General features: G+C 66.7%; 20 protein-coding genes and 1 pseudogene. 10 read left to right on the top strand and 11 right to left on the bottom strand.

Features of this window, described 5'->3' with window-relative positions; all coding sequences use genetic code 11:
• Position 1: 1 nt before the first annotated feature.
• The 10 genes from ABD231_RS12110 to ABD231_RS12065 form a co-directional block, all read right to left on the bottom strand.
• The gene (locus ABD231_RS12110; protein ID WP_344149569.1) at positions 2–817 is read right to left on the bottom strand and encodes a carbohydrate ABC transporter permease; all 816 of its coding nucleotides are present in this window, start codon (positions 815–817) and stop codon (positions 2–4) included.
• Positions 814–1,689, bottom strand: a complete 876-nt coding sequence (locus ABD231_RS12105) for a carbohydrate ABC transporter permease (protein WP_344149567.1) — start codon at positions 1,687–1,689, stop codon at positions 814–816. Before ABD231_RS12105 ends, ABD231_RS12110 begins: the two co-directional genes overlap by 4 nt.
• A 68-nt stretch (positions 1,690–1,757) precedes the next feature.
• Positions 1,758–2,783, bottom strand: coding sequence for a 2-hydroxyacid dehydrogenase (locus ABD231_RS12100; protein WP_344149566.1), 1,026 nt, complete (start codon positions 2,781–2,783; stop codon positions 1,758–1,760).
• On the bottom strand, positions 2,783–4,237 hold the full coding sequence (locus ABD231_RS12095) for an FGGY family carbohydrate kinase (protein WP_344149565.1): 1,455 nt from the start codon (positions 4,235–4,237) through the stop codon (positions 2,783–2,785). Before ABD231_RS12095 ends, ABD231_RS12100 begins: the two co-directional genes overlap by 1 nt.
• 13 nt (positions 4,238–4,250) lie before the next feature.
• The gene (locus tag ABD231_RS12090) at positions 4,251–5,042 is read right to left on the bottom strand and encodes a DeoR/GlpR family DNA-binding transcription regulator (RefSeq protein WP_344149563.1); all 792 of its coding nucleotides are present in this window, start codon (positions 5,040–5,042) and stop codon (positions 4,251–4,253) included.
• A complete protein-coding gene (locus ABD231_RS12085) occupies positions 5,039–5,644 on the bottom strand; it encodes a histidine phosphatase family protein (RefSeq protein WP_344149561.1) in 606 nt (201 codons plus the stop codon). The genes ABD231_RS12090 and ABD231_RS12085 overlap by 4 nt, the downstream gene beginning before the upstream one ends.
• Positions 5,641–6,969 (bottom strand): FGGY-family carbohydrate kinase, encoded by a 1,329-nt coding sequence (locus ABD231_RS12080; RefSeq protein ID WP_344149559.1) that lies wholly within the window; start codon positions 6,967–6,969, stop codon positions 5,641–5,643. The genes ABD231_RS12085 and ABD231_RS12080 overlap by 4 nt, the downstream gene beginning before the upstream one ends.
• A gap of 166 nt (positions 6,970–7,135) precedes the next feature.
• Positions 7,136–7,369 carry a hypothetical protein gene (locus tag ABD231_RS12075; protein WP_344149557.1) on the bottom strand — a complete coding sequence of 78 codons (234 nt, stop codon included), beginning with the start codon at positions 7,367–7,369 and terminating at the stop codon, positions 7,136–7,138.
• A gap of 263 nt (positions 7,370–7,632) precedes the next feature.
• Positions 7,633–10,341, bottom strand: coding sequence for a patatin-like phospholipase domain-containing protein (locus ABD231_RS12070; protein ID WP_344149555.1), 2,709 nt, complete (start codon positions 10,339–10,341; stop codon positions 7,633–7,635).
• A gap of 103 nt (positions 10,342–10,444) precedes the next feature.
• The gene (locus ABD231_RS12065; protein WP_344149553.1) at positions 10,445–10,669 is read right to left on the bottom strand and encodes a hypothetical protein; all 225 of its coding nucleotides are present in this window, start codon (positions 10,667–10,669) and stop codon (positions 10,445–10,447) included.
• A 139-nt stretch (positions 10,670–10,808) separates the two neighbouring features.
• Here ABD231_RS12065 and ABD231_RS12060 point away from each other — a divergent pair, with 139 nt between their 5' ends.
• From ABD231_RS12060 to ABD231_RS42155, 5 genes are all read left to right on the top strand, one after another.
• Complete coding sequence (locus tag ABD231_RS12060) at positions 10,809–12,239, top strand: family 43 glycosylhydrolase (protein WP_344149551.1); 1,431 nt, start codon at positions 10,809–10,811, stop codon at positions 12,237–12,239.
• A 183-nt stretch (positions 12,240–12,422) separates the two neighbouring features.
• Positions 12,423–12,983, top strand: a complete 561-nt coding sequence (ybiA, locus tag ABD231_RS12055; RefSeq protein ID WP_344149549.1) for a riboflavin biosynthesis intermediates N-glycosidase — start codon at positions 12,423–12,425, stop codon at positions 12,981–12,983.
• A 43-nt stretch (positions 12,984–13,026) separates the two neighbouring features.
• A complete protein-coding gene (locus ABD231_RS12050) occupies positions 13,027–13,734 on the top strand; it encodes a hypothetical protein (protein WP_344149547.1) in 708 nt (235 codons plus the stop codon).
• 116 nt (positions 13,735–13,850) lie between these two features.
• Positions 13,851–14,582, top strand: coding sequence for a hypothetical protein (locus ABD231_RS12045; RefSeq protein WP_344149545.1), 732 nt, complete (start codon positions 13,851–13,853; stop codon positions 14,580–14,582).
• Positions 14,583–14,742: 160 nt separating this feature from the next.
• Complete coding sequence (locus ABD231_RS42155) at positions 14,743–15,213, top strand: RICIN domain-containing protein (RefSeq protein WP_425554171.1); 471 nt, start codon at positions 14,743–14,745, stop codon at positions 15,211–15,213.
• Between the two features lie 276 nt (positions 15,214–15,489).
• Here the strand turns inward: ABD231_RS42155 and ABD231_RS12040 are convergent, their stop codons facing one another.
• A complete protein-coding gene (locus ABD231_RS12040; RefSeq protein ID WP_344149543.1) occupies positions 15,490–17,235 on the bottom strand; it encodes a protein kinase domain-containing protein in 1,746 nt (581 codons plus the stop codon).
• Positions 17,236–17,326: 91 nt separating this feature from the next.
• Here ABD231_RS12040 and ABD231_RS12035 point away from each other — a divergent pair, with 91 nt between their 5' ends.
• The 5 genes and pseudogenes from ABD231_RS12035 to dhaM form a co-directional block, all read left to right on the top strand.
• Entirely contained in the window at positions 17,327–17,887 is a 561-nt protein-coding gene (locus tag ABD231_RS12035; RefSeq protein ID WP_344149541.1) for an RNA polymerase sigma factor, read from the top strand.
• Between the two features lie 113 nt (positions 17,888–18,000).
• Positions 18,001–18,132 carry a hypothetical protein gene (locus ABD231_RS12030; protein WP_344149539.1) on the top strand — a complete coding sequence of 44 codons (132 nt, stop codon included), beginning with the start codon at positions 18,001–18,003 and terminating at the stop codon, positions 18,130–18,132.
• Positions 18,133–18,172: 40 nt separating this feature from the next.
• Entirely contained in the window at positions 18,173–19,177 is a 1,005-nt protein-coding gene (dhaK, locus tag ABD231_RS12025; protein ID WP_344149537.1) for a dihydroxyacetone kinase subunit DhaK, read from the top strand.
• A complete protein-coding gene (gene dhaL, locus ABD231_RS12020) occupies positions 19,174–19,785 on the top strand; it encodes a dihydroxyacetone kinase subunit DhaL (RefSeq protein ID WP_344149535.1) in 612 nt (203 codons plus the stop codon). Before dhaK ends, dhaL begins: the two co-directional genes overlap by 4 nt.
• Positions 19,782–20,183, top strand: a pseudogene (gene dhaM, locus ABD231_RS12015) (dihydroxyacetone kinase phosphoryl donor subunit DhaM); the annotation flags it as partial. The gene dhaL and the pseudogene dhaM, both read left to right, overlap by 4 nt.
• Between the last annotated feature and the right edge of the window lie 23 nt (positions 20,184–20,206).

The raw sequence follows: 20,206 nt of genomic DNA, 5'->3' as shown, positions 1-20,206 counted from the left end.
GTCATCCCTTCAACGCGCCTTGGGTGATTCCACCGACGATGTACCGCTGGGCGATCAGGAAGATCAGCAGCATCGGCGCGAGCACGAGCAGCGTCCCGGCCATGATCGTCCCCCAGTTGGCCAGCCCTTCCTCGTCCTTGAGGATCAGCAGACCGACCGGCAGCGTCCGCATCGACGCGGTGTTGGTGACGATCAACGGCCAGACGAAGTTGTTCCACTCCTCGACCGCAGTGATCACGACGACCGTGACGAGCATCGGCCGCGACATCGGCAGCACGACCCGCCACAACGTCCGCAAGTGACCGGCGCCGTCGACCGCCGCAGCATCCGTCACCTCGGACGGCAAGGTGAGGAAGTGTTGCCGCATTAGGAACGTCGCGAACGCCGACCCGATCCCCGGAATGATCAACCCTGCATAGGTATTGATCCAACCCAACGTTGCCACAGTCAAGTAGTTCGGCAGCAGCGTCACATGTCCCGGCACCATCATCGCGCCGAGCACCAGGAAGAACAGCACCTTCTTCCCCGGGAACCGCAGATACGCGAACGCGTACGCCGTCAGCACCGCATTCGTCACCTTCAGCGCAGTTCCAGCCACCGTGATCACCGTCGAGTTCACGAAGAACCGGTCGAACGGCGCGGCCTTCCACGCCAGTGCGAAGTTCTCCCAGGTGAAGTGATCAGGCCACCACGCAGGCGGCCATTGGTAGATCTCCGCCGACTCCTTGAAGGCCGTCGACACCAGCCAGTACAGCGGTCCGAGAAACACCGCCGCGACTCCGACCAGTACGACGTACTGCAGCGCACGCACCTTCATCGGTAGTGCACCCGCCTCTCCAGCACTCGCGCCTGAACGGTGGTGACGACCAGGAGGATGACGAACATGATGATCGACAACGTGGCCGCCCGGCCGGCGTTGAAGGCCTGGAACCCTTCGTTGTAGATCGCCCAACTCAACGTCGTAGTGGCGTCACCCGGCCCACCGCCGGTCATCACCGCGATCACGTCGAAGGCCTGGAAGGTCCCGATCACCGTGGTGATCAACAGGAAGAACGTGATCGGCGCCAGCAGCGGAAGCTTGATCGCGTGGAACCGCCGCCACGTACTCGCGCCGTCCATCACCGCCGCCTCGTCGAGCTCCTTCGGCAGTCCCTGCAGGCCGGCCAGGTAGATCAGCGCGGCGAAGCCGGCGTTCTTCCACAGGTAGACGATGACAAGTCCAGGCAGGGCGTAGTCAGAGTTGTTCATCCAGTCCGGACCGCGCAGCAGACCGTAGCCGGGGTCGAAGATAAACAACCAGATGGTCGCCACCGCAGCGCCCGAGAGGACATGCGGCGCGAACGCGATCGTCCGAACCGCGCCTCGGCCCTTCAGCGGCAGGTTGAACAGGAACGCGAGCGCGAGCCCGATCACCAGACTCCCGGCCACGATCAGCCCGGTGAAGACGACCGTGATCCACAGAGTCCGATGGAACGCCGGATCGGTCAGCGTCCGCCCGTAGTTCGCCAGCCCGACGAACGCCGGCCGGGCCGCGATCATGTTCCAGTCGGTCAGGCTGAGGAACGCGTTGTAGATGATCGGCCAGTACGCGAAGACCGCGATCACCAGGAGGTTCGGGGCGACCAGTGCCGCGAACAACCAGTACTCGCGTCGCCGCCGCGACCGCAGACCTACCGGATTCTCTGGCACGCCGTGAAATTATCACCAGATCCTGGTGAGGTATAGAGAATCTCTGTGATTTTCTAGCCAATTTCACATTAGGCAGTGACCAGCCCTGCAGGCTCCGCGCCCGCAAGGTACGCGGCAACGGCCTCTGCGGCGATCGATCCCGCGCGCAGAGCGGTCTGCCGGGTGGCTCCGGCCAGGTGCGGGGTCATCACGACATTAGGTGCGGTGAGCAACCGTGAGCCAGTCGGCAGCGGCTCCACCGGGAAGACGTCGAAGGCCGCCGCGCCCAACTGCCCCGACTCCAGGGCATCTACGGCCGCCTCATAGTCGAGCAGACCGCCACGTGCCGTGTTCACCAGTACGCCGCCGCGCGGCATCCGCGCGATTTCGTCCGCGCCGATCATGCCGCGAGTCTGTTCGGTCAACCGCGCATGCAGACTGACCACGTCCGAACGGCGCAGGAGCTCATCCAGCTCGACGACCTCGATACCGGGCAGGACGCGCGACGGGTCGACGTACGGGTCGGCCACGACCACGTGTGCGCCGAAGGCAAGCATGACCCTAGCGACTCGTTGCCCAATCGCGCCGTACCCGACCAGGCCGACGGTGGCACCATCCAGCTCCGCGCCACATTCGTCGTACGCGTAGAGGTCGCTGCGCCACTCGCCCAGCTCCAGCGTGCGGTGTAGTCGCGGAAGGTTGCGCAAGGCCCCCATCATCAGCGCGACCGCGTGTTCGGCCGCGGCCACGGCGTTGCGTCCGGGGGTGGAGGCAACGGTGATGCCGCGTTTGATTGCGGCCGGCACGTTCACGTTGACCGGACCACCACGACAGACGACCAGGAAGCGCAGATCCGGAGCAGCATCCAGCACTCGCTCGGTGAACGGTCCCATCTGCGTGATCGCCACCTCGACCCCAGGCAGGGCCGCGATCAGCTGCTCCTCGGCGTCACTCGCTTCGTCAACCTCGGCCACGGCACTGTACGGCGTCAGCGGCCACGGCAAGGTGATTTCGCGGAAGTCGAACCGCACGTCCGCCAGCGACTGCAGTGCTGACGAGAGCAGCGAGTTCCGGACGAAGTGGTCGCCGGCGAGCAGAGTGGTGACGGTTCTCATCAAGCTCCTAAAGACGTCGGCGCGGGGTCGGACCAGCGGGCGCGGGCGTTGTCGATCCGGCGCAGGTAGTGGGCGTATCCCTCGGCGTAGAACGCGGCCCGGCCCGGGTCGGGATCAACCTGTCGAGTCGACGCGATCCACTCCGGCCCGACCTCGTCGGATGCCGCTCGCCGGGCACAGATCACGGCACCACGCGCGGCAACCTGCTCGGCGGCCGTGGTGTGCAGGGGCGCGTTCAGTACGTCGGCCAGGATCTGCGTCCACTCGGCACTTCGCGCACCTCCCCCGCACACGGTCACCCGGCCGGTCCACCCGGCCGCTTCCAGGCAATGCCGGGCCGCGTAGGCGATCCCCTCGCAGGTTGCACGGATCAGGTCGGCGGTGGTCGTGGACAACGAGAGGCCGTCCAGCGTTCCGCGTGCCCGAGTGTCGACGAACGGCGCGCGCTCACCGGCCTCGGACAGATACGGCAGCACGGTGACACCCTGAGCGCCGGGCGGACTCTCGGCCAGGAACGCAGGCAGCTGCTCGGTGGTCGCGCCGACGAGGGCGAGTACGCGGTCGAGCGCCGCCGTACCGACCATGGCCGGCATCGCGCGCAACCAGGTCCCCGGTGTCCACGTGCCGAGGAACAACCCGGCCGGTTCACCATCCACGGGCAGGTTGCGAGTCACCACTTGGCAGGCGAGCGTCGTACCGACGGTCAGCAGCGCATCGCCGGGCGTCTCCACCCCAGCCCCAGCTGCGGCGGCCGGAAGGTCATAGGGACCCGCGGAAACCCTCGTCCCAGCAGCCATTCCGGTCGACGAATCCCGCAACTCGCCCACCGGTCCATCCGACGCCACGGGTGCCAGCAGGTGGCGCAACTCCCCCAAACCCGTTGCTGACAAGGCTTCTTCGTCATACGAGCTGGTCCGCGGGTCGAGGAACGGCGCCGACGCATCCGACACATCGGTCGCGCGGACGCCGGTCAACGCCTGCATCACCACGTCCTTGCAGTACGCGGCAGTCTCGGCCGCCGCGATCACCGCCGGCTCCTCAGCCAGTACGGCGGCCAGCAGCGGACCGGATGCGCCCGGGAACATCCGGTTCCCGGAGCGCCGGAACACCTGGTCGGCGACACCGTCCGCCGTCCACTGCTCGAGGATCCCGCTACTGCGCGCATCCAGCCACGAGATGGCCGGCCGAACGGCAGCTCCCGCATCGTCAACCAGCCAAAGCCCGTCGCCCTGCGCGGTGATCGCGAGAACGCCCGGCCGGGTTCCCACCGCAGCCGCCAGCTCGCCGACGACCTCGTTGACCGAGGCAACAATCTCCGCGGTCTCGTGCTCGAACCGGCCCACCGACGGGCGAACCAGCCGCGTCGGCCGGGAGGCCTCGGCCAGCGGCCGCCCATCCGAGGAGAACGCCACCGCCTTCGTCACTGTGGTGCCGACATCGACTCCGATGTCCATACCGGGGTCCCCTCTAGAAGGTGGCGACCTCCACGGTTACACCGTGGTCGCGCAGTGGGCGGATCAGCTCTTCGGGGGTCTTCTCGTCGACCACCACGACATCGAAGTCGCTCAGCGGCGCGAGCCGGTGCAGGGCGGTGCGCTGCAGCTTGGCGTGGTCGACCAGCAGCACCTTGGTCTTCGCGGCCCGCAGCATCGCGCGCTTCACCAGGACGATCTCCTCCTCCTGGTGGAACGCGTGCGTCGGCGAAACCGCCGACACCGAGCAGAACAGCAGGTCGGTGTGCAGCGCCTCGACAGCCTCCGCACACGGCATCCCGCCGAACGAGTCATGCGTCGCCGAATAGATCCCGCCGAGCGCGACCAGGCTGATGTCGCGCCGGCCGGTCAGCGCGGTGATCGCGGGCAGGAAGTTCGTTGCCACGGTCAACGGTGTGATGTCCTCGAGCAGGTCGACCAGGGCGAGCGCGCTGGTCGAGTCGTCGAGCATCACCGACATCCCCGGCTCGATCATCGTCCGGGCGTACCGGGCCAGCGCGGCCTTCTCGGTCTGCGCGGTGTTCAGCCGGTACGCGACATTGCTCTCGAAGACGCTCGTCGGCTGCGCACTCACCCCACCGCGATACTTGCGAACCACCCCTTGCCGTTCGAGCTCGTCCAGATCGCGATGCACCGTCATCACACTCACCCCGAACGCCTCGACCAGATCACTGGCCGACACCGAGCCGTGTTCGACGACGTACGCCGCGATCTCCGCCTGCCGGCGCGCGGGACGACTGAGCTCACCCTCGGGCTCTGTGGTCATGACGGGTTCTCCATTCGTCCTGCGGGAACGTTGTACGACTCGAGTCCCACTGTGCCGTCCTGACGTCGGAAGCGCACGAGCGCCGCGGGACCGAGTGCAGGAAGAAGTCTGCGGTAGTCATTCAAACGGAGGCCGAGCACCCTGCACACCAACAGCCGGATCAGCGTGTTGTGGGCGACCACCAGGACCTTGCTGCCCTCGATCTCGGCGAACGCCTCGGCCACCCGGTCGGCGGCTTCGGCCGGGTCCTCGCCGCCGGGGAAGTGGTCGCGGACGGGGTCGAGCTCGAAGGCCTTGGCCACTGCGGGCGGCAGCTCCGAGAGTCGCTTGCCCTCGGCGGATCCGAAGTCGACCTCTCGCAACCGCGCGTCCAGCGTCGGCTCCAAACCGAGCGCTTCGGCGGTCGGGGCGATGGTCTGCCGAGCCCGCAGCATCGGCGAACACCACAACGCGTCAGGCGCGAAGTCGATCGCCCACTCGCGCAGTTGCTGGGCTTGCTGTTGGCCGACCTCGTCGATCGGCAGGTCGGACGAACCGGTGTAGCGGTTGCCGTGATGCCAGGCCGTCCGCCCATGCCGGGCCAGCACGATCGTGGTCCTCATCCGCGATACCCCCGCGCATCGAGCTCCGCCACGAAGGCGTCGTACAGGTCGTCGAGGCGGCTCGGTCGCGGCTCGAGAACGCGGTCGACGCGAACCATCCGCCGAGCAGTCTCGGTGACGCTGCCCCCAGCGGACGCGGCAAGGACAGCCATCCCGTACGCCGGGTCTGCGGCCACCGGAAGCTCAACCGGTACGCCGAGGGTGTCGGCGCGGAGCTGATTCCAATACTCGCTGCGGGTCGCGCCACCGGTTAGCGAAACCGTGCGAACCGGGTCAGCCCCGAGCCCGACGAGATGCTCGAAGGCGAGTCGCTCGACGAACGCCACGCCCTGCAGGATCGCGGCGTACCGGTCGAGGTCGCTGTCGATCGCGCCCAGCGTGAAGCGTTCGGCTTGCGGCGCGACGAACGGGAAGCGCTCACCCGGCTTCGTCAGCGGGTAGATCACCGCATCGACAGGCTGAGGTTTGAACGCATCGAGGTCGACTCCCGGCAGGAGTTCGGTCAGTACGCCGGCGCCGCTGCTGGATGCGCCGCCGGGAAGCCAGCCGCCATCCGGATGGAGGTGGCTGTAGACCGCGCCGGTCGGGTCGTCGAGCAACTTCTCGCTGACGCCTTTGAGGACGAGCGTCGTACCGAGCACGGAGTTCCAGGCGCCCGGAGAGAGTGCACCGGCCGCGATCTGGGCCGCGCAGCCGTCGGTCATTCCGGCGTACACAGGCACACCGGCCGAGGTGCGGCCGAGTTCGGTGCCAGGGCGGACGACCTCGGGGAAGACCTCGCTCGGCAGGCCGAGTTTGTCGAAGGCCGCGGTCGGCCAACTGCCCGCGACCAGGTCGTAGCCGGTCTTCAGGGCGTGGCTCGTATCGGTCGCAACGGGGTGCCCGGCGAGATGGGCAGCGACGAAATCAGCACTGTGGATAACTCGTTGATCACTGTCGGCAACCAGCTCGAGGATCTTCGGCAGGGCCCAGGTCGGCTGCATCGAGGTCGCCCAGCGGTCCGGGTCAGCGTCCACGATGTGGACACGACGGGCGGCCGAGCGAGCGTCGTCGTACATCAGCGCAGGTGTGATCGGGCGGCCGGCGCGGTCCGTCAGCAGGAAGGTGCCGGAGGTCGAGCAGATTGCGATGCCCTGCAAGGCCTCCGTGTACGGCGTGATCTCGGCCAGGCACGCATCGACGGCGTCGAGCCACTGCTGCGGATCCTGCTCGTGGCGGACACCGTCTCGGACGCTGGTCAGCGGCCGCGCCGCCCGGGCCAGGACAGCGCCGTCGGGACCAGCGAGCACGGCCCGCACGCTCTGCGTGCCGAGGTCGATGCCCATCCAGGCCACCCGGATCCCCCTCCCACTGTTAGGTCAAGTGAGAAGATAACACCGAACGGCGTTAAGATGACAGTATGAGTCGGCTCCCGTCCCCACGGGGGCGGACGGGAGCCGGTTCGCCGCCCGCCGACTGCGCCTGTAGTAGGCGGGGCGAACAGCTGGTGATTCAGGCGTGCATCAGAACGAGTGAGGGATCGACGGCGGCCAGCTCCAGGCGGCCCGCATCAACCGATCCGAACGCGCCGAGCGGACCGCTGGCCGGGCGTCCGGTCCAGCTGAGCCAGAAACCCCAGTCATCAGGGGCGTCCGGCCACTCCGGGTCCGGCTCCCAGCCTGGCGGCGGCCGCCAGCTGTCACTGGGCAGCTCGGGCCAATCAGGTGGCGGATTGAATCGGTACACGGGCGGTCCTTCCCAGATTCCCCAGCAAATCTGTGCCGTTGATCCAAACTGTCTGACAGATCAACGACCTGGCGCGCCGAAGGTCACGACTAAATCTTCGTAAAGTTTTCCGGCACAGCCACACATCGAATCACCAGGACCGCGGCACGGCAAGCGATCGCTCACCCTGCGGACTGCACGTGCAGCCGCAGGATCGGATGTTGGTTTATCCACAGGCTGTGGGGATATCCACAGAGACAACCGGTTCAGTAACAGTCCGTTGCCTAGGGCGCGTTCAGGCGGTCCTTGACGCGGTGGTGGCCGGTGAGCGATTCGGCCAGGGCGAAGCCGAGTGAGCGGTAGGCCTCGAAGTCCCACTCGTCGTAGAACTGGTCGCTGGTGGTCCGCCGCGGGAAGTCTTCATGCCGCTTGGCGTAGACCTCGAGGTCCCAGTCGAGCTGACCCGCGAGCACCGCCTTCACGAAGAAGATCTCCGTCTTGTACGGATCCTCGTTCTTCTTGGCCTCTTCCTCGGTCTGCGGATGGGTTGCGATGCCGTAGACCCAGGCACGATCCGCACGAGCCTTGTTCCCGCGGATCATCGGCGACGGATCGATGTTGATCTCGATGCCGTGATCCATCCGCGCGGTCGCGATCGCCTCGGCCAGTGCGCTGAACCGGTCCTCGGCATCGTTCGACGCGTCGATCACGATCACCTGGGCCGGCTTGCGGCGCAGCGCCTCGACCAGACCGAGGTTGTCGTAGTGACCGCCGTCGGTGACATAGATCCGCCGGTCGTACATCGACGGCGACCCGATCGCCTCGCGCAGCAGCCGGTACGGACCAGGCTTGTCGATGACACTGCCGACGTACCGGCTGAGCTTGGGGAAGAACCCCGTGACCGGCGGGAAGGCGTCGTCCTCGTGGTTGTTCCAGTACGGGTTGGGCAGCCAGACGCCGAGGCGCGCATTCAGTACGGCGAGCAGGAGGCGAATCGGGCGCGTTCGCCCGTTCACCCGACCGGTCAACGGGCTGAGCGCGGCACCACTCATCGCCATCGCCGCCGGCACCGTCACCTCGCGCAGCAGGACGTCGGCCTCGCGCTCGTAGTCCGCGGTCCGGCGACGACCGCCGTCCGGGAGCGACCGGTCGCCGATGATGCCGATGCAGTCCGAGTCGAACACGAACGGCACACAGTCCCGCTGCGTCGGCACAAAGTCCGCATCCTCGACATTCGCAACACCCGCAATCACCAGCCGCGGACCCACCATCTTCGGCGTCGCCACCTTGGGGGCGCCCTCCACGGGCTGCGGCTCCTCCACGGGCTGCGGCTCCTCCATCTTTGGCGTGGCCCATTCGGAGTAGCGGAGGCGTTTGTAGTAGTCGATCGAGGCGGCCGAACCGTTGGGCTTGCGTTCGACCAGGAACGCGCGCGACAAGCGCTCGCGGTAGAACGAGTGCAGCGACGTGCGGTTCGCGTCGGTGAACACCTTGATGCCAACGGCAATCGCCCCGAGGATCACCGCGACACCCCAGTCGCTCGCGAAGTCCTTGTCGGTCGCGTAACCGCCGGTCCAGCGCAGGAGCACGATGGTTGCCGCGAGCACGATGATCGCCGTACCGGCCCATGGCGCGAGCTTGGTCCGCGCGAACGCGAGCAGCCGATCCCTCAGCTTGGACGACTCCTTGCCTTCGGTCGCCAACCCGTTCCACACCGAGCGGCCGAGACCGATCAGCACCACGACCAACGCACCGAACGACGCGACACCTTGTTTGGTCGGATCCACCAGCGCCAGCAATTCGGACGGCAATCCGGTATCGCCGGGGAGTTGGCCGACCAGATAGAGACCGCCTGGTACGCCGAGGAGCAGTACCGCGACCGGAACGCCGTACCGGAGGGAGAAGGTGCTGATCGAGTTCAGCACCTTGCGCACGACGTCAGGCATTCGCGCCCAGCGGTCCCAGACCTTCTCGATCAGGAAGACGGCCGCGCTGATCGCGAGCAGACCGACCGCGAGCGCGAGGAAGTTCCACGAGCCGTTCGGCCGCCAGGTCACGTTGATCTCGGTGAAGCCCTCGCTGATCACTCCTTGGTTGCCGAGGAACCAGCCGAGGACCCACGCGATCGAACGCAGCACGATGCCGATCAGCAGCAGGTTGACGATGAGTCCGAACAGGACCGACAGGCCGGCCAGGAAGATCGCGCGACCGCCTTGCAGCAGGTACCGCGTCTGGCGGCGGAGGCGGGCGAGTTCGGGCGAACCTTGGGCGAACGGGTCCGGGACGGCACGACGAAGGACGTGGAAGGCGGCCGCTGTGTAGCCGCCGCCGCTCACGCCGATGACGGTGGAAGCCTTGTCGTAGAAGCCTTGTTCGCGCAGGTGTTGCAGCGCGCCCAGGCAGAAGGACGCGGACCGGATGCCACCGCCCGAGCACGTGATCACCAGCTTGCCGGCGTCGGGACTGCCGTTCTGGCTCGGCGAGAACGTGGCCGGCGGCGGTACCTCGACATGGTGCAGCTTCTGCTGGCCGAAGCGGCTGGTCGCGAAGTAGCAGAGCGCGAGGACCAGCCAGCCGACCACGAAGGTCACATGCATGACCGTGGTGAGCCAGCCGGCTGACAGGTCCGAACAGGCACCGGCGCCGAAGTCCGACCACAGCGTGACGTCCTCGACGACGTCCAGGACCGCGGCGAGGAAGACCAGCCACGAACCGACCGCCGCGACTGTCTGCCAGCGCTGGCGATTCAGGAACCGGACGTATTTGTAGCCCCGGTACGCCGCATAGACGTAGGCCATGATGAACGTGCCGTCGACCAGCAACGACAGTCGACCCGGGATCTCGCAATCAGCACCGGCCTGGACCGCGTTCCGCATCGGCCATTGCACGACGGCCAGGACGAGCGCGAGCTGCAGTGTCCTGGTGAAGGTTCTGCGTCGCCCGATCTGCTCGATCGTGGCCTCACCCTTGGTACCTTCCGATTCCCCCAACATCGCTCCATGATGACGGGCGGTCACCATCCGCTACCAGGGCTCAACGGGCATCCGCAGGTATCGATCCGGCCAACTTAATACCTTCCCCACCCCACCGCCCCGGTCAGGCAGCGCTGGCCATCGCACTGACCCGGTTCAGGCGAGTGCCCGCGGCAACGGCCTGGTCCAGTACGGCGAGTTGCGCGCAAGCGAGCCCGATCGCCTCCGCCTGGGAGCGGCAACCGGCGGCGTACCAGTAGGGATCGTCGGGCTGACGATCGTCGGCGTCGTCGATGTCGGCGTACCAGGAGTCCTCCCGGTAGTGCACGACCCGCACCTTGAGCTTCATGCGAGCTACGACGCCTGCTGCCGGGCCGTGGTTCCGGGGCCGGCTGTTCGATCCTGGTGTGAACTGTTTACAACGTTGGTAGCGGCATCGTAGAAAGGCCTCTACAACGTTGGCACAGCGGCTCGAAAGAGGTCCTGCCATGAGGTTCGTCCGCCCCATCCTCAGCACGTTGCTCGCCGCCGTCCTGATCGGGACCGTCGCGAGCACCGCACCAGCAGTCGAAGTCCAGGAGGGCTTTGTGGCGCAGTCCCAGACCTTCCGGAACCCGGTGAACCCGTCGGCGGATCCGTCGCTGATGTACTACAACGGCAAGTACTACGTCGCGACCACCCGCGGCGACCGGATCGGCATCTGGTCGTCGGACAGCCTCGCGACGCTGCTGGTCCAGCCCGAGAAGGTGGTCTTCCGCGACAGCGACCCCAGTCGCAACACGCAGATGTGGGCGCCGGCGTTCCGCCATGTCGGGAGCCGTTGGTACATCTACTACACCGCCTCCGACGGTGTGGACGCCAACCACCGCATGTACGTGCTCGAATCGCAGGGCGACGACCCGCTCGGCCCGTACACGTTCAAGGCGAAGATCGCCGACTTCGGTGAGTACGCGATCGACGGTGAGCCGATCACGGTCAACGGCAAGCAGTACTTCGTCTGGACCGGACCCGGTCGCGGTCAGGGCGGACCGGCGCAGCTCTACATCGTCCGGATGAGCAACCCGTGGACGTCTACCGGCTCACGCGTCGCGATCCCGGCCGACGGCGGTTGCAGCGAGGTCCGCGAAGGACCGACACCCTTGTACGGCAAGGACCGCATCTTCCTGACGTACTCGAGCTGCGACACCGGTAAGCCGGACTACCAACTGTGGATGAAGAGCCTGGCCAACAACGCCGACCCGATGGTCGCGGCGAACTGGAAGCAGCACCCCGGCCCGATCTTCTCCCGCAACGACTCCACTGGCGTCTGGGGTCCCGGCCACCACTCGTTCTTCAAGTCCCCCGACGGCACCCAGGACTGGATCGCCTACCACGGCAAGAACACCAGCACCTACACCTACGCCTTCCGCACCTCCCGCGCGCAGAAGATCAGCTGGAACGCGGACGGTACGCCGAACCTCGGCAGCCCACTCGCCGCCGGCGCCACCCAGACCCTGCCCTCCGGCGACCCCGGCTCGGCCAACTACTGGATCAACGACACCCAGACCGGCACCGGCCTCAACCAGGTCGAGTACGCCGGCAACTGGAGCTCCGGATCCGGCTGCGGCAACCAGTGCTTCTGGGGCGACGACCACTGGAGCAGCGACCCGACCGCCTCCGCCACCATCCGTTTCTCCGGCACGAAGGTCGCCCTCCTCAGCGTCGCCGACGTCGGCAACGGCATCGCAGGCATCTCCATCGACGGCGGCCCCGAACAACGCGTCGACTACTACAGCTCCATCCGCGTCGGCGAACAGCTCACCTACATCAGCCCGACCCTGTCCCCAGGCGAGCACACCCTCAAGATCCGAGTCACCGGCGACAAGAACCCGTCCTCCGGCAGCACCGTCATCAGCCTCGACCGCATCGAGGTCTACTGACCCAGGGCTGACCTCCTACCGCTCCGCGGGGCACGGTGGCTTCGGTCGCGCGTCACAGCGACCGCCCTTCCTCGACTGGGGGGACTGTGTCGTGGGTAATCGTTGGACAACGGCACGGTGGTCGCAGTCGGCGACACACTCCACACACTCGGGCCGGGTCGCAGGAGCTGGCAAGCTGAGTTGATGGTTCGTGATCGTGTGGAGCTTGAGCGGCTGGTTGCTGCCGGGAAGCGGTTCAGGTACGTGCTGTTCTGGGGGCATGAGCCGGAGCGGGACGGGAGTTTGGGTCCGGGCTGTTTGAGCCAGTGGTGGCCGGCGCCGTTCGTCGTGGACGGCGTCAGGTATGCGACGACCGAGCACTTCATGATGGCCGGCAAGGCGAGGACCTTCGGCGACGAGCAGACACTCGCCGAGATCCTCGCCGTACCGAGTCCCGCACAGGCCAAGGCCCTTGGCCGCAAGGTGCGGAACTTCGACACGGCGATCTGGGCGGAGCATCGGTTCGACATCGTGGTTGCGGCGAACGCGGCGAAATTCAGTCAGTACGACGATCTGCGTGCGTACCTGCTCGGGACCAAGGACCGGGTCCTGGTCGAGGCCAGTCCGGTGGATCGGATCTGGGGGATCGGGTTGGCGGCGGACGACGTACGGGCTCAGGAGCCTAGGCAGTGGCGTGGACTCAACCTGTTGGGTTTCGCGTTGATGGCGGTACGGCGGGAGCTGGCGGGCGACACCCCAGGATGAGTCGGTTTGGTTCGGTGGGTGGGGTGCCTGAGAAGATGGCTCGGTGCGGGTGAAGCGGGTGGTACTGGTCGGCGGGTTGCTGCTCGCGACCGCCCTCGGCGTCGCCGGAGGTTATTACGCCGGCGAGCTGACCAAACCGTCGTACCCGATCGCGTCCGGAGTGCCTGCTCCATTGGGCGGAGTCTCGGTCCCACCAACCACTGCGCCACTGCCCCGGAAGACCCCGGTGCCGAACGGCTATGAAGCCCTCTTCCCCGAGGACCTCAAGTTCCACTGGCAGACGTACAACGTCGAGATGCCGGGGCAGCCGGCAGTTCGCTTGCGGATGCGGGTGCCGGTCGGGTGGAAGGACTCGGTGATCGACAAAGGCCAGATCAAGATCACCGATCCGAAGGGCGTGCGCTGGATCCGGCTGGCAACCGTCTACCCGATCAAGCTGACCCCGAAGCAGAAGCGCGACCAACTGATCCCCGGGCTGAAGGCCAACGTCGCGTACGAGAACACCCTGGAGTTCCTCGGGCAGTCCGATGACAGCATCACCGGTACGGATGGCCAACCGCGGCAGGTGTCGGTACTGAGGTACCGCTACATTCCCGACCAGTGGACCCGGCCGGTGATTGTGCAGTACATCAACACCCCCGGCCAGGACGGGGCCAACGTCGAGATGTCGGTCGTCGGACTGCCACAGGACCAGAAGGCCCTCGACCGGATCGCCGAGGAGGCGGCCGCATCGGTGACGCCGAAGGACTGAGACAATCTCAGTTCGTACTGGTGGACTTTCACGGAATTGTTACTCGGCTGATGCAACCTTGCGCCGGTGTCCGCGGTCTTCTCCAGTAGACGGGTTTCTGGGGAGGTGGGGCACGCATGGCACGTCGGGGGACTGCGGTGCTGGCGTCAGGTCTGATGGCGATGATCGCCATCGGCGGCGCCGGCGGGTACGGCGTGGGCTGGCTGACCGCCCTGGACCGCTCAATCTCGGCCACCGGCAAGGCGATGCCGCTCGGCCAGATCAAAGCAGCGACACCACCAAGCCCGACCCCCACGCCTGACTCGACCGATCCGCGCATTCCGATCCCGGACAACAGCAAGCCACTGCGGGCCGACGATCTGACCTACCGATCGCGCACCTTCACGGTGCAGGGCACACTCAAGTCGGTGGTGACGCTGGATCTCCCCGACGATTGGGCATACATCGAACAGGACCCGCCGAAGAACGCGCGCTTCAACGAGCCCCTCGGCAAGCGCTGGGTCAGGATCGAAGCCGGCTTCCCGGAGACTCGGCCGCCGGCAGCCTCGATGGCGGCTCGGGTCAAGAAACTGCTCGGACTGCCCAAGAACCAGCACGTGGAGATCCTCTCCCAGGTCGACGACGGCAATACGGCCACCCTGACCTACAAGTACGTGCCCGGTCGCGACCTGTCGCCGAACGCGATCTTGCGCTACGGGTTCATCCGCTGGGTCGCGGCTGACAGTGGCGACGTGATGGTGGAAATCGCCGTCACCGGGCTTCCGCAGGATGTCGCGGCATTGCGCGACATCCTGGATCACGCCTCGGAAAGTGTCGAACGGCGCGACATCCCGCTCGCGCCATCCTGACGGTCAACTCTCCGGATCTCTGCAGCTGAAAGTCAGCACTGCCCAGTCTCTGGTGCAACAACGTGCAGTTCTGTCGTGACGGTCGCCAGCCACCCATGGATGGAAATAGGATGTCGCGGACAGACTGTAGAACCTCACCTCGAACCCAAAGGATTCATCGATGCGGAAGCCTCTGGCCGTCGCGACGCTTGTCGTCATAACCGCTGCAGCTTTGCTGCCATCGCAGGCTCAAGCCAAAACCCCACGCATGGGACCAACCATCGAGGGGTACTTTTCGGCACGAAACGCTGGCACCCAATACTGCCTTGATGCCAGCGCATCGCAGGGCGTCAGACTCCAGCCCTGCAATTCCGAGAGCACATATCAGCAGTGGAGGAGAGTCGCCGCAGCAGGACCTTTGGAGCACCTGAATTCTAGCGGAGACTGTCTAGACGCGAGCGCGTCTGCGGGCGTTACGTTAAAACGCTGCAATGGCAGCATATATCAGAACTGGTCGTTCGATCTTGAAGCGAGGCAATGGGTCCACCGACAAAGCAACAAAGTCCTTGACGCAAGCATTTCCCAGGGCGTAGCCATCAAAGCTCCAGACTTCACTAGCCCATACCAAGAGTGGACGAATCTTAACCGCTGACAGAGCGGATTTAACTTTCACTTCATCTAAGACGGATTCGCGTGTTGTCCAAATACCTCGAAACAACACGCGAACCGCCTCCATCACGACCTTGGCCGTAGCTCAGCAGTCGACCGGCCAGATGGTGCGGAAGATGCTGGAGCGCAGCCGGTAGAAGCGGCGGCGGGTGGACTGGATCAGGGCAGGGGACGGGCGGAGCCGTTCCGTGGTGACACGCACAGGGGTTTCCTCGGACAGGTCGAACGACAGGGGCAGGCGCTCATCCCCCCTGTGGCCTCAGCCGGTGTACTTGACCGAGCTGGCGATTTCGCGGGCCAGGTCGCGGTCGTCACCCGGTAGCAGAACCTGGATGAGCATCGAGTTGTTGGTCCCCGTCACCACAACTCGTTGGAGGAGCATACCCCTGTTGGGACCGCAGTTCTGCCAGAACTGCTCACTGAACGTGCCGTCGCCCTGACCCCACGCGGTCGGTTCTTCCTTGATCTCGCACTTGAAGTTGTCGTCGGTGGTGAGCTTGAACTGGTCGGCCTTGATCCCGGCCAGACCGACGAACACGCCGGCGCTCGAACCCCATTGGCCGGTCTTGCTGATCCGGACCGCCGGGCTCTGCGCCTTGGCGCCTGGCGGCTGCCACGGCTCCTCGGCGACCGACTGCAGCCAGCCTCTGGGCACGTTGAGCCCGATACCGCTGTAGCTCACGGCAACCAACTCGTGGGCCGACAGGTACCGCTGGCCGGCGAAGCCGGCGCCGCCGCCGATCAGCAGGGCCAGTACGGCGGCAATCACCCAGCGACCGCGTCGCCGCTTAAGGGGTTTCGCGGGGGCTGTGGTTTCACCGAGACCGCTCGCGATGCCGACCGATGCGGCCTCGACCGTCGCCGACTCATCGCCCGCGGAGCCGGAGCCCGTCGTACCGGCCTTGGATGCGGATGCCGTCGTACTGGACTTGGATTCGCTCTCGACGGTCGCGCTGCTGGCGGATGGGGTGCCCGGCTCGGCGGCCTTGGCTTCGGCTTGGGCCTTCTTGGACTTGGGCTTCTTCTTGCCCGTCTCCGCAGGAGCTGTCGTGGCCAGGGCGGCCGTGGGGTTGGCGACGGTCTCGTCGTCGTCGGCCGCGACCATTTCGCCGGACTTCACGATGGTGGGCTGGTTGGCGTCGCTGAGGGCGGTGACCTCGCCGTCGTCCTCCGCCTCGCCGATCGTGATGGTGGGGCGGACCTTCGTGAGGATGCCGTGGGTGGTCTCGTCGAGGGCGCCGACGAGCTCACGAGTGAACGTCGGTACGTCGGGCCAGCGTTTCGTCCGGTCCGGGTCGAGGGCACGCACGATCGCCGCGTCGACCTGGTCTGGCAGCTCGAAGCCGAGAGTGCTCGGGGGCGGCGGGGCGGTCACCCGGCCGGCAGCGCCCAGGCCGTCCACCTGGTGCGGCGAGCGGCCGGTGAGAGCGGCGTACGCGACGGCTCCCAGCGAGTACTGGTCGGCGCGCTGGTCGAGCCGCTCACCCATCGCCTGCTCAGGGGCGACGTACGACGGGGTGCCGCCGGGGAGCGTGATCCTCGACACCTCGTCGAGGGACTTGCCGAGGCCGAGGTCGGACAGGACCGCGCGCTCGCCGTCGTCATCGGTGCTGCGGAACAGCACGTTGGCCGGCTTCACGTCGCGGTGCAGCAGGCCGCGCCTGTGCAGCGCCTGGAGCCCGCGGCCGACCTGTACGACGACGTCGACGGCCGCCGCGAGTGGCAGCGGCTCCTTCTTCAGGCGGTCCGCGAGCGTGCCGCGGTCGGCGTACGTGAGCACCAGGAACGGCCTGCCGTCCTCCAGTTCGCCCACATCGTGGACCTGGACGACGTGCTCGGACTCGACCCGGCGCAGGAACCGGCCCTCCTCGAGGAACCGGCGGCGGACGGTGTCGTCGTGCCCCCAGTTGTCGGCGAGCACCTTGATCGCCACTTCGGCGTCCAGTTGCTCATCGCGAGCGAGCCATACCGTAGCGAAACCGCCTGAGCCCAGGCGTCGGCGCACGACGTAACGGCCTAGTCTGGTTGGGACCCCCATACAAGGCATTATGTAGTACGGAGAGTCCCTGACCGGGGCCGAGACAGTAAAGGCGCAGATGAGCGAGAGCACCAGCCCGACCGACGAGCTCGCCACGCTGGCCGAGCAGGCCCAGGCGGGCGACAAGAACGCGATGGACGACCTGCTCCGGCTGGTCTACCCGCGCGTCCTGCGGATCTGCCGCAGTGTTTTGCCGTATTCCGCGGACGCCGAGGACGCGGCCCAGGAGGCCCTGCTCAACATCGCCACCAAGATCGGGTCGTTCTCAGGCCGGAGCAGCTTCTCGACCTGGGTGCACTCGGTCGCGGCCAACTCGGCCCGCTCGACCTACCGCAAGCTGAAGCGCACCGCCCAGGCGGCGCACAACCCCGAGACAATGGAGAAGCCGGACCCCCGGACCACCTCCGTCATCGCCGGCACCCGCCTGGACCTCCTGGAAGCCCTGGAGACGCTCGAACGCGACCGCCCGCAGATGGTGACCCCCCTCGTCCTCCGCGACGTCTACGGCCTCTCCTACGAGGAAATCGCAGCCGAGGTCGGCGCCCCGCTGGGAACGGTCAAGTCCCGCATCCACGACGCCCGCGAGGTCGTCCGCCCGCTCCTGCGCCCCAAGGACTGACCCCAGCTCCAACCGCTCGAGCCCCCGGTCCTGAACCGGGGGCTTTTGCGTTCCCGCGATCCGCCGTACTATTTCTACTGAAACAGTCGTGTCAGTAGATCTGAGGGTGTGTGATGCCCGATCGACTCCGAGTGAGCCGTGCCCTGCGGTGGCGATGGCGGCTGGACGACGCGCGCGAGGTGTTGCGCCGGCACGAGCAGGTCGTGCGACTGCATCTGGCCCGCACCTACAACTGGACGCACTGACGGGCTCCCGCCGGGGCTGTGCTTGTGCTCAGATGGGGGCATGAAGAAGCTCATCAACGACCCTGCCGATGTTGTGAGTGAAGCGCTGGCCGGTATGGCGGCGGCGCATCCGGACCGCTTACGGGTGGACCATGAGAACCGGATCGTTTACCGCAAGGAGGCGCCGCGACCGGGGAAGGTCGGGCTGATCTCCGGGGGTGGATCCGGGCACGAGCCGCTGCACGGCGGGTTTGTCGGGCTGGGGATGCTGGATGCGGCGTGTGCGGGTGAGGTGTTCACCTCGCCGGTGCCCGACCAGATGATGGCGGCGACGAAGGCGGTCGACGCGGGGGCCGGCGTACTGCACATCGTGAAGAACTACACCGGCGACGTGATGAACTTCGAGATGGCTGCTGAGCTTGCTGCGGCCGATGCCGGCACCGAGGTGTTGTCCGTGGTGACGAACGACGACGTGGCGGTGCAGGACAGCCTGTACACGGCCGGTCGCCGCGGGGTTGGCGTGACCGTGCTGCTGGAGAAGATCGTCGGCGCGGCGGCCGAGGAAGGGCGTTCGCTGCAGGAGGTCGCGGACCTCGCCCGGAAGGTGAACGACAACGGGCGCAGTATGGGGATGGCGTTGACGTCGTGCACGGTTCCGGCGGCAGGGAAGCCGACGTTCGACCTGGCCGAGAACGAGATGGAGGTCGGCATCGGCATCCACGGCGAACCCGGCCGCCAACGGTTGCCGCTGGCACCAGCTCGCGAGGTCGCCTCGCTGCTCGTCGACCCAGTGGTGTCGGATCTTCCTTATACACAAGGTGATTCGGTCGTTGCCTTCGTCAACGGTCTCGGCGGTACGCCGTTGCTCGAGCTCTACCTGATGTACAACGAGGTGGCGCAGATCCTCGACCGCGCGGGCATCACCGTGGCCCGCTCGCTGGTCGGCAACTACATCACCTCACTGGAGATGGCCGGCTGCTCGGTCACGCTGCTGAAGGTCGACGACGAACTGGTCCGCCTCTGGGACGCGCCCGTTAACACCCCCGGCCTACGGTGGGGAGCATGATCGACAAGTTCACCGACTGGCTGCGGGATTCGGCGAAGGTGCTGCACGAGAATGCGGCGTACCTGACTGAACTCGATTCGGCGATCGGGGACGCGGATCACGGGGCCAATATGGATCGTGGGTTCGCGGCCGTGGTCGCCGTACTGGACGAGACCTCGTTCGAATCGGTCGACGAGTTGCTGAAGAAGGCCGGGATGACGCTGGTCAGTAAGGTCGGCGGGGCGAGTGGGCCGTTGTACGGGACATTCTTCCTGCGCTTCGGTACGGCCCTGAGCGGGGTCGAGCTCACCCCGGCCGCGATCGGCTCAGCGCTCCGGGCCGGGGTTGACGGCGTACTGGCGCGGGGCAAGGCCGAGCTGGGAGACAAGACCATGTACGACGCCTGGGCGCCGGCGCTCGATGCGTACGACGCTGCTGTCGGGGATGGACTCGCGGCGGCGCTCGCGGCCGCTGCCGAGGCGGCGGCGAAGGGGCGGGATGCGACTGTGCCGTTGGAGGCGCGGAAGGGGCGGGCGAGTTACTTGGGCGAGCGGAGTATCGGTCACCAGGATCCGGGCGCGACGAGTACCACACTGTTGCTCGAGTCGGCCGCACGGACGCTCGCATGATCGGGATCGTGGTGGTGTCGCACAGTCATGCGCTGGCGACCGCGGCCGTCGGGCTGGCGTCCGAGATGGTTGCTGATGGCAATCAGCCGGTGATCGTCGTGGCGGCTGGGCTGGACGAGACGACGTTCGGTACGGACGCGGTGTCCGTGTCCGAGGCGATCGCGGCGGCGGACTCGGCGGACGGCGTACTGGTTCTGCTTGATCTGGGGAGTGCGGTGCTCAGTGCAGAGCTGGCGCTGGAGTTCATTGATCCTGAGGTCGCTGAGCGGGTCACATTGACCAGTGCTCCGCTGGTCGAGGGGCTCGTGGCCGCGGTCGTGACGGCGGCGACCGGTGCGTCGCTGGACGCGGTCGCTACTGAGGCTGAGCGTGGGCTGCTGGGGAAGCAGGAACACCTCGGCGCAGGCCCTGCTCCGGAGAC

The sequence above is a fragment of the Kribbella yunnanensis genome (assembly GCF_039529655.1).
GTDB classification, from domain to species: domain Bacteria; phylum Actinomycetota; class Actinomycetes; order Propionibacteriales; family Kribbellaceae; genus Kribbella; species Kribbella yunnanensis.
Note: the sequence above shows the minus strand (reverse complement) of the source record. Positions and strands in the feature narration are given on the sequence as shown.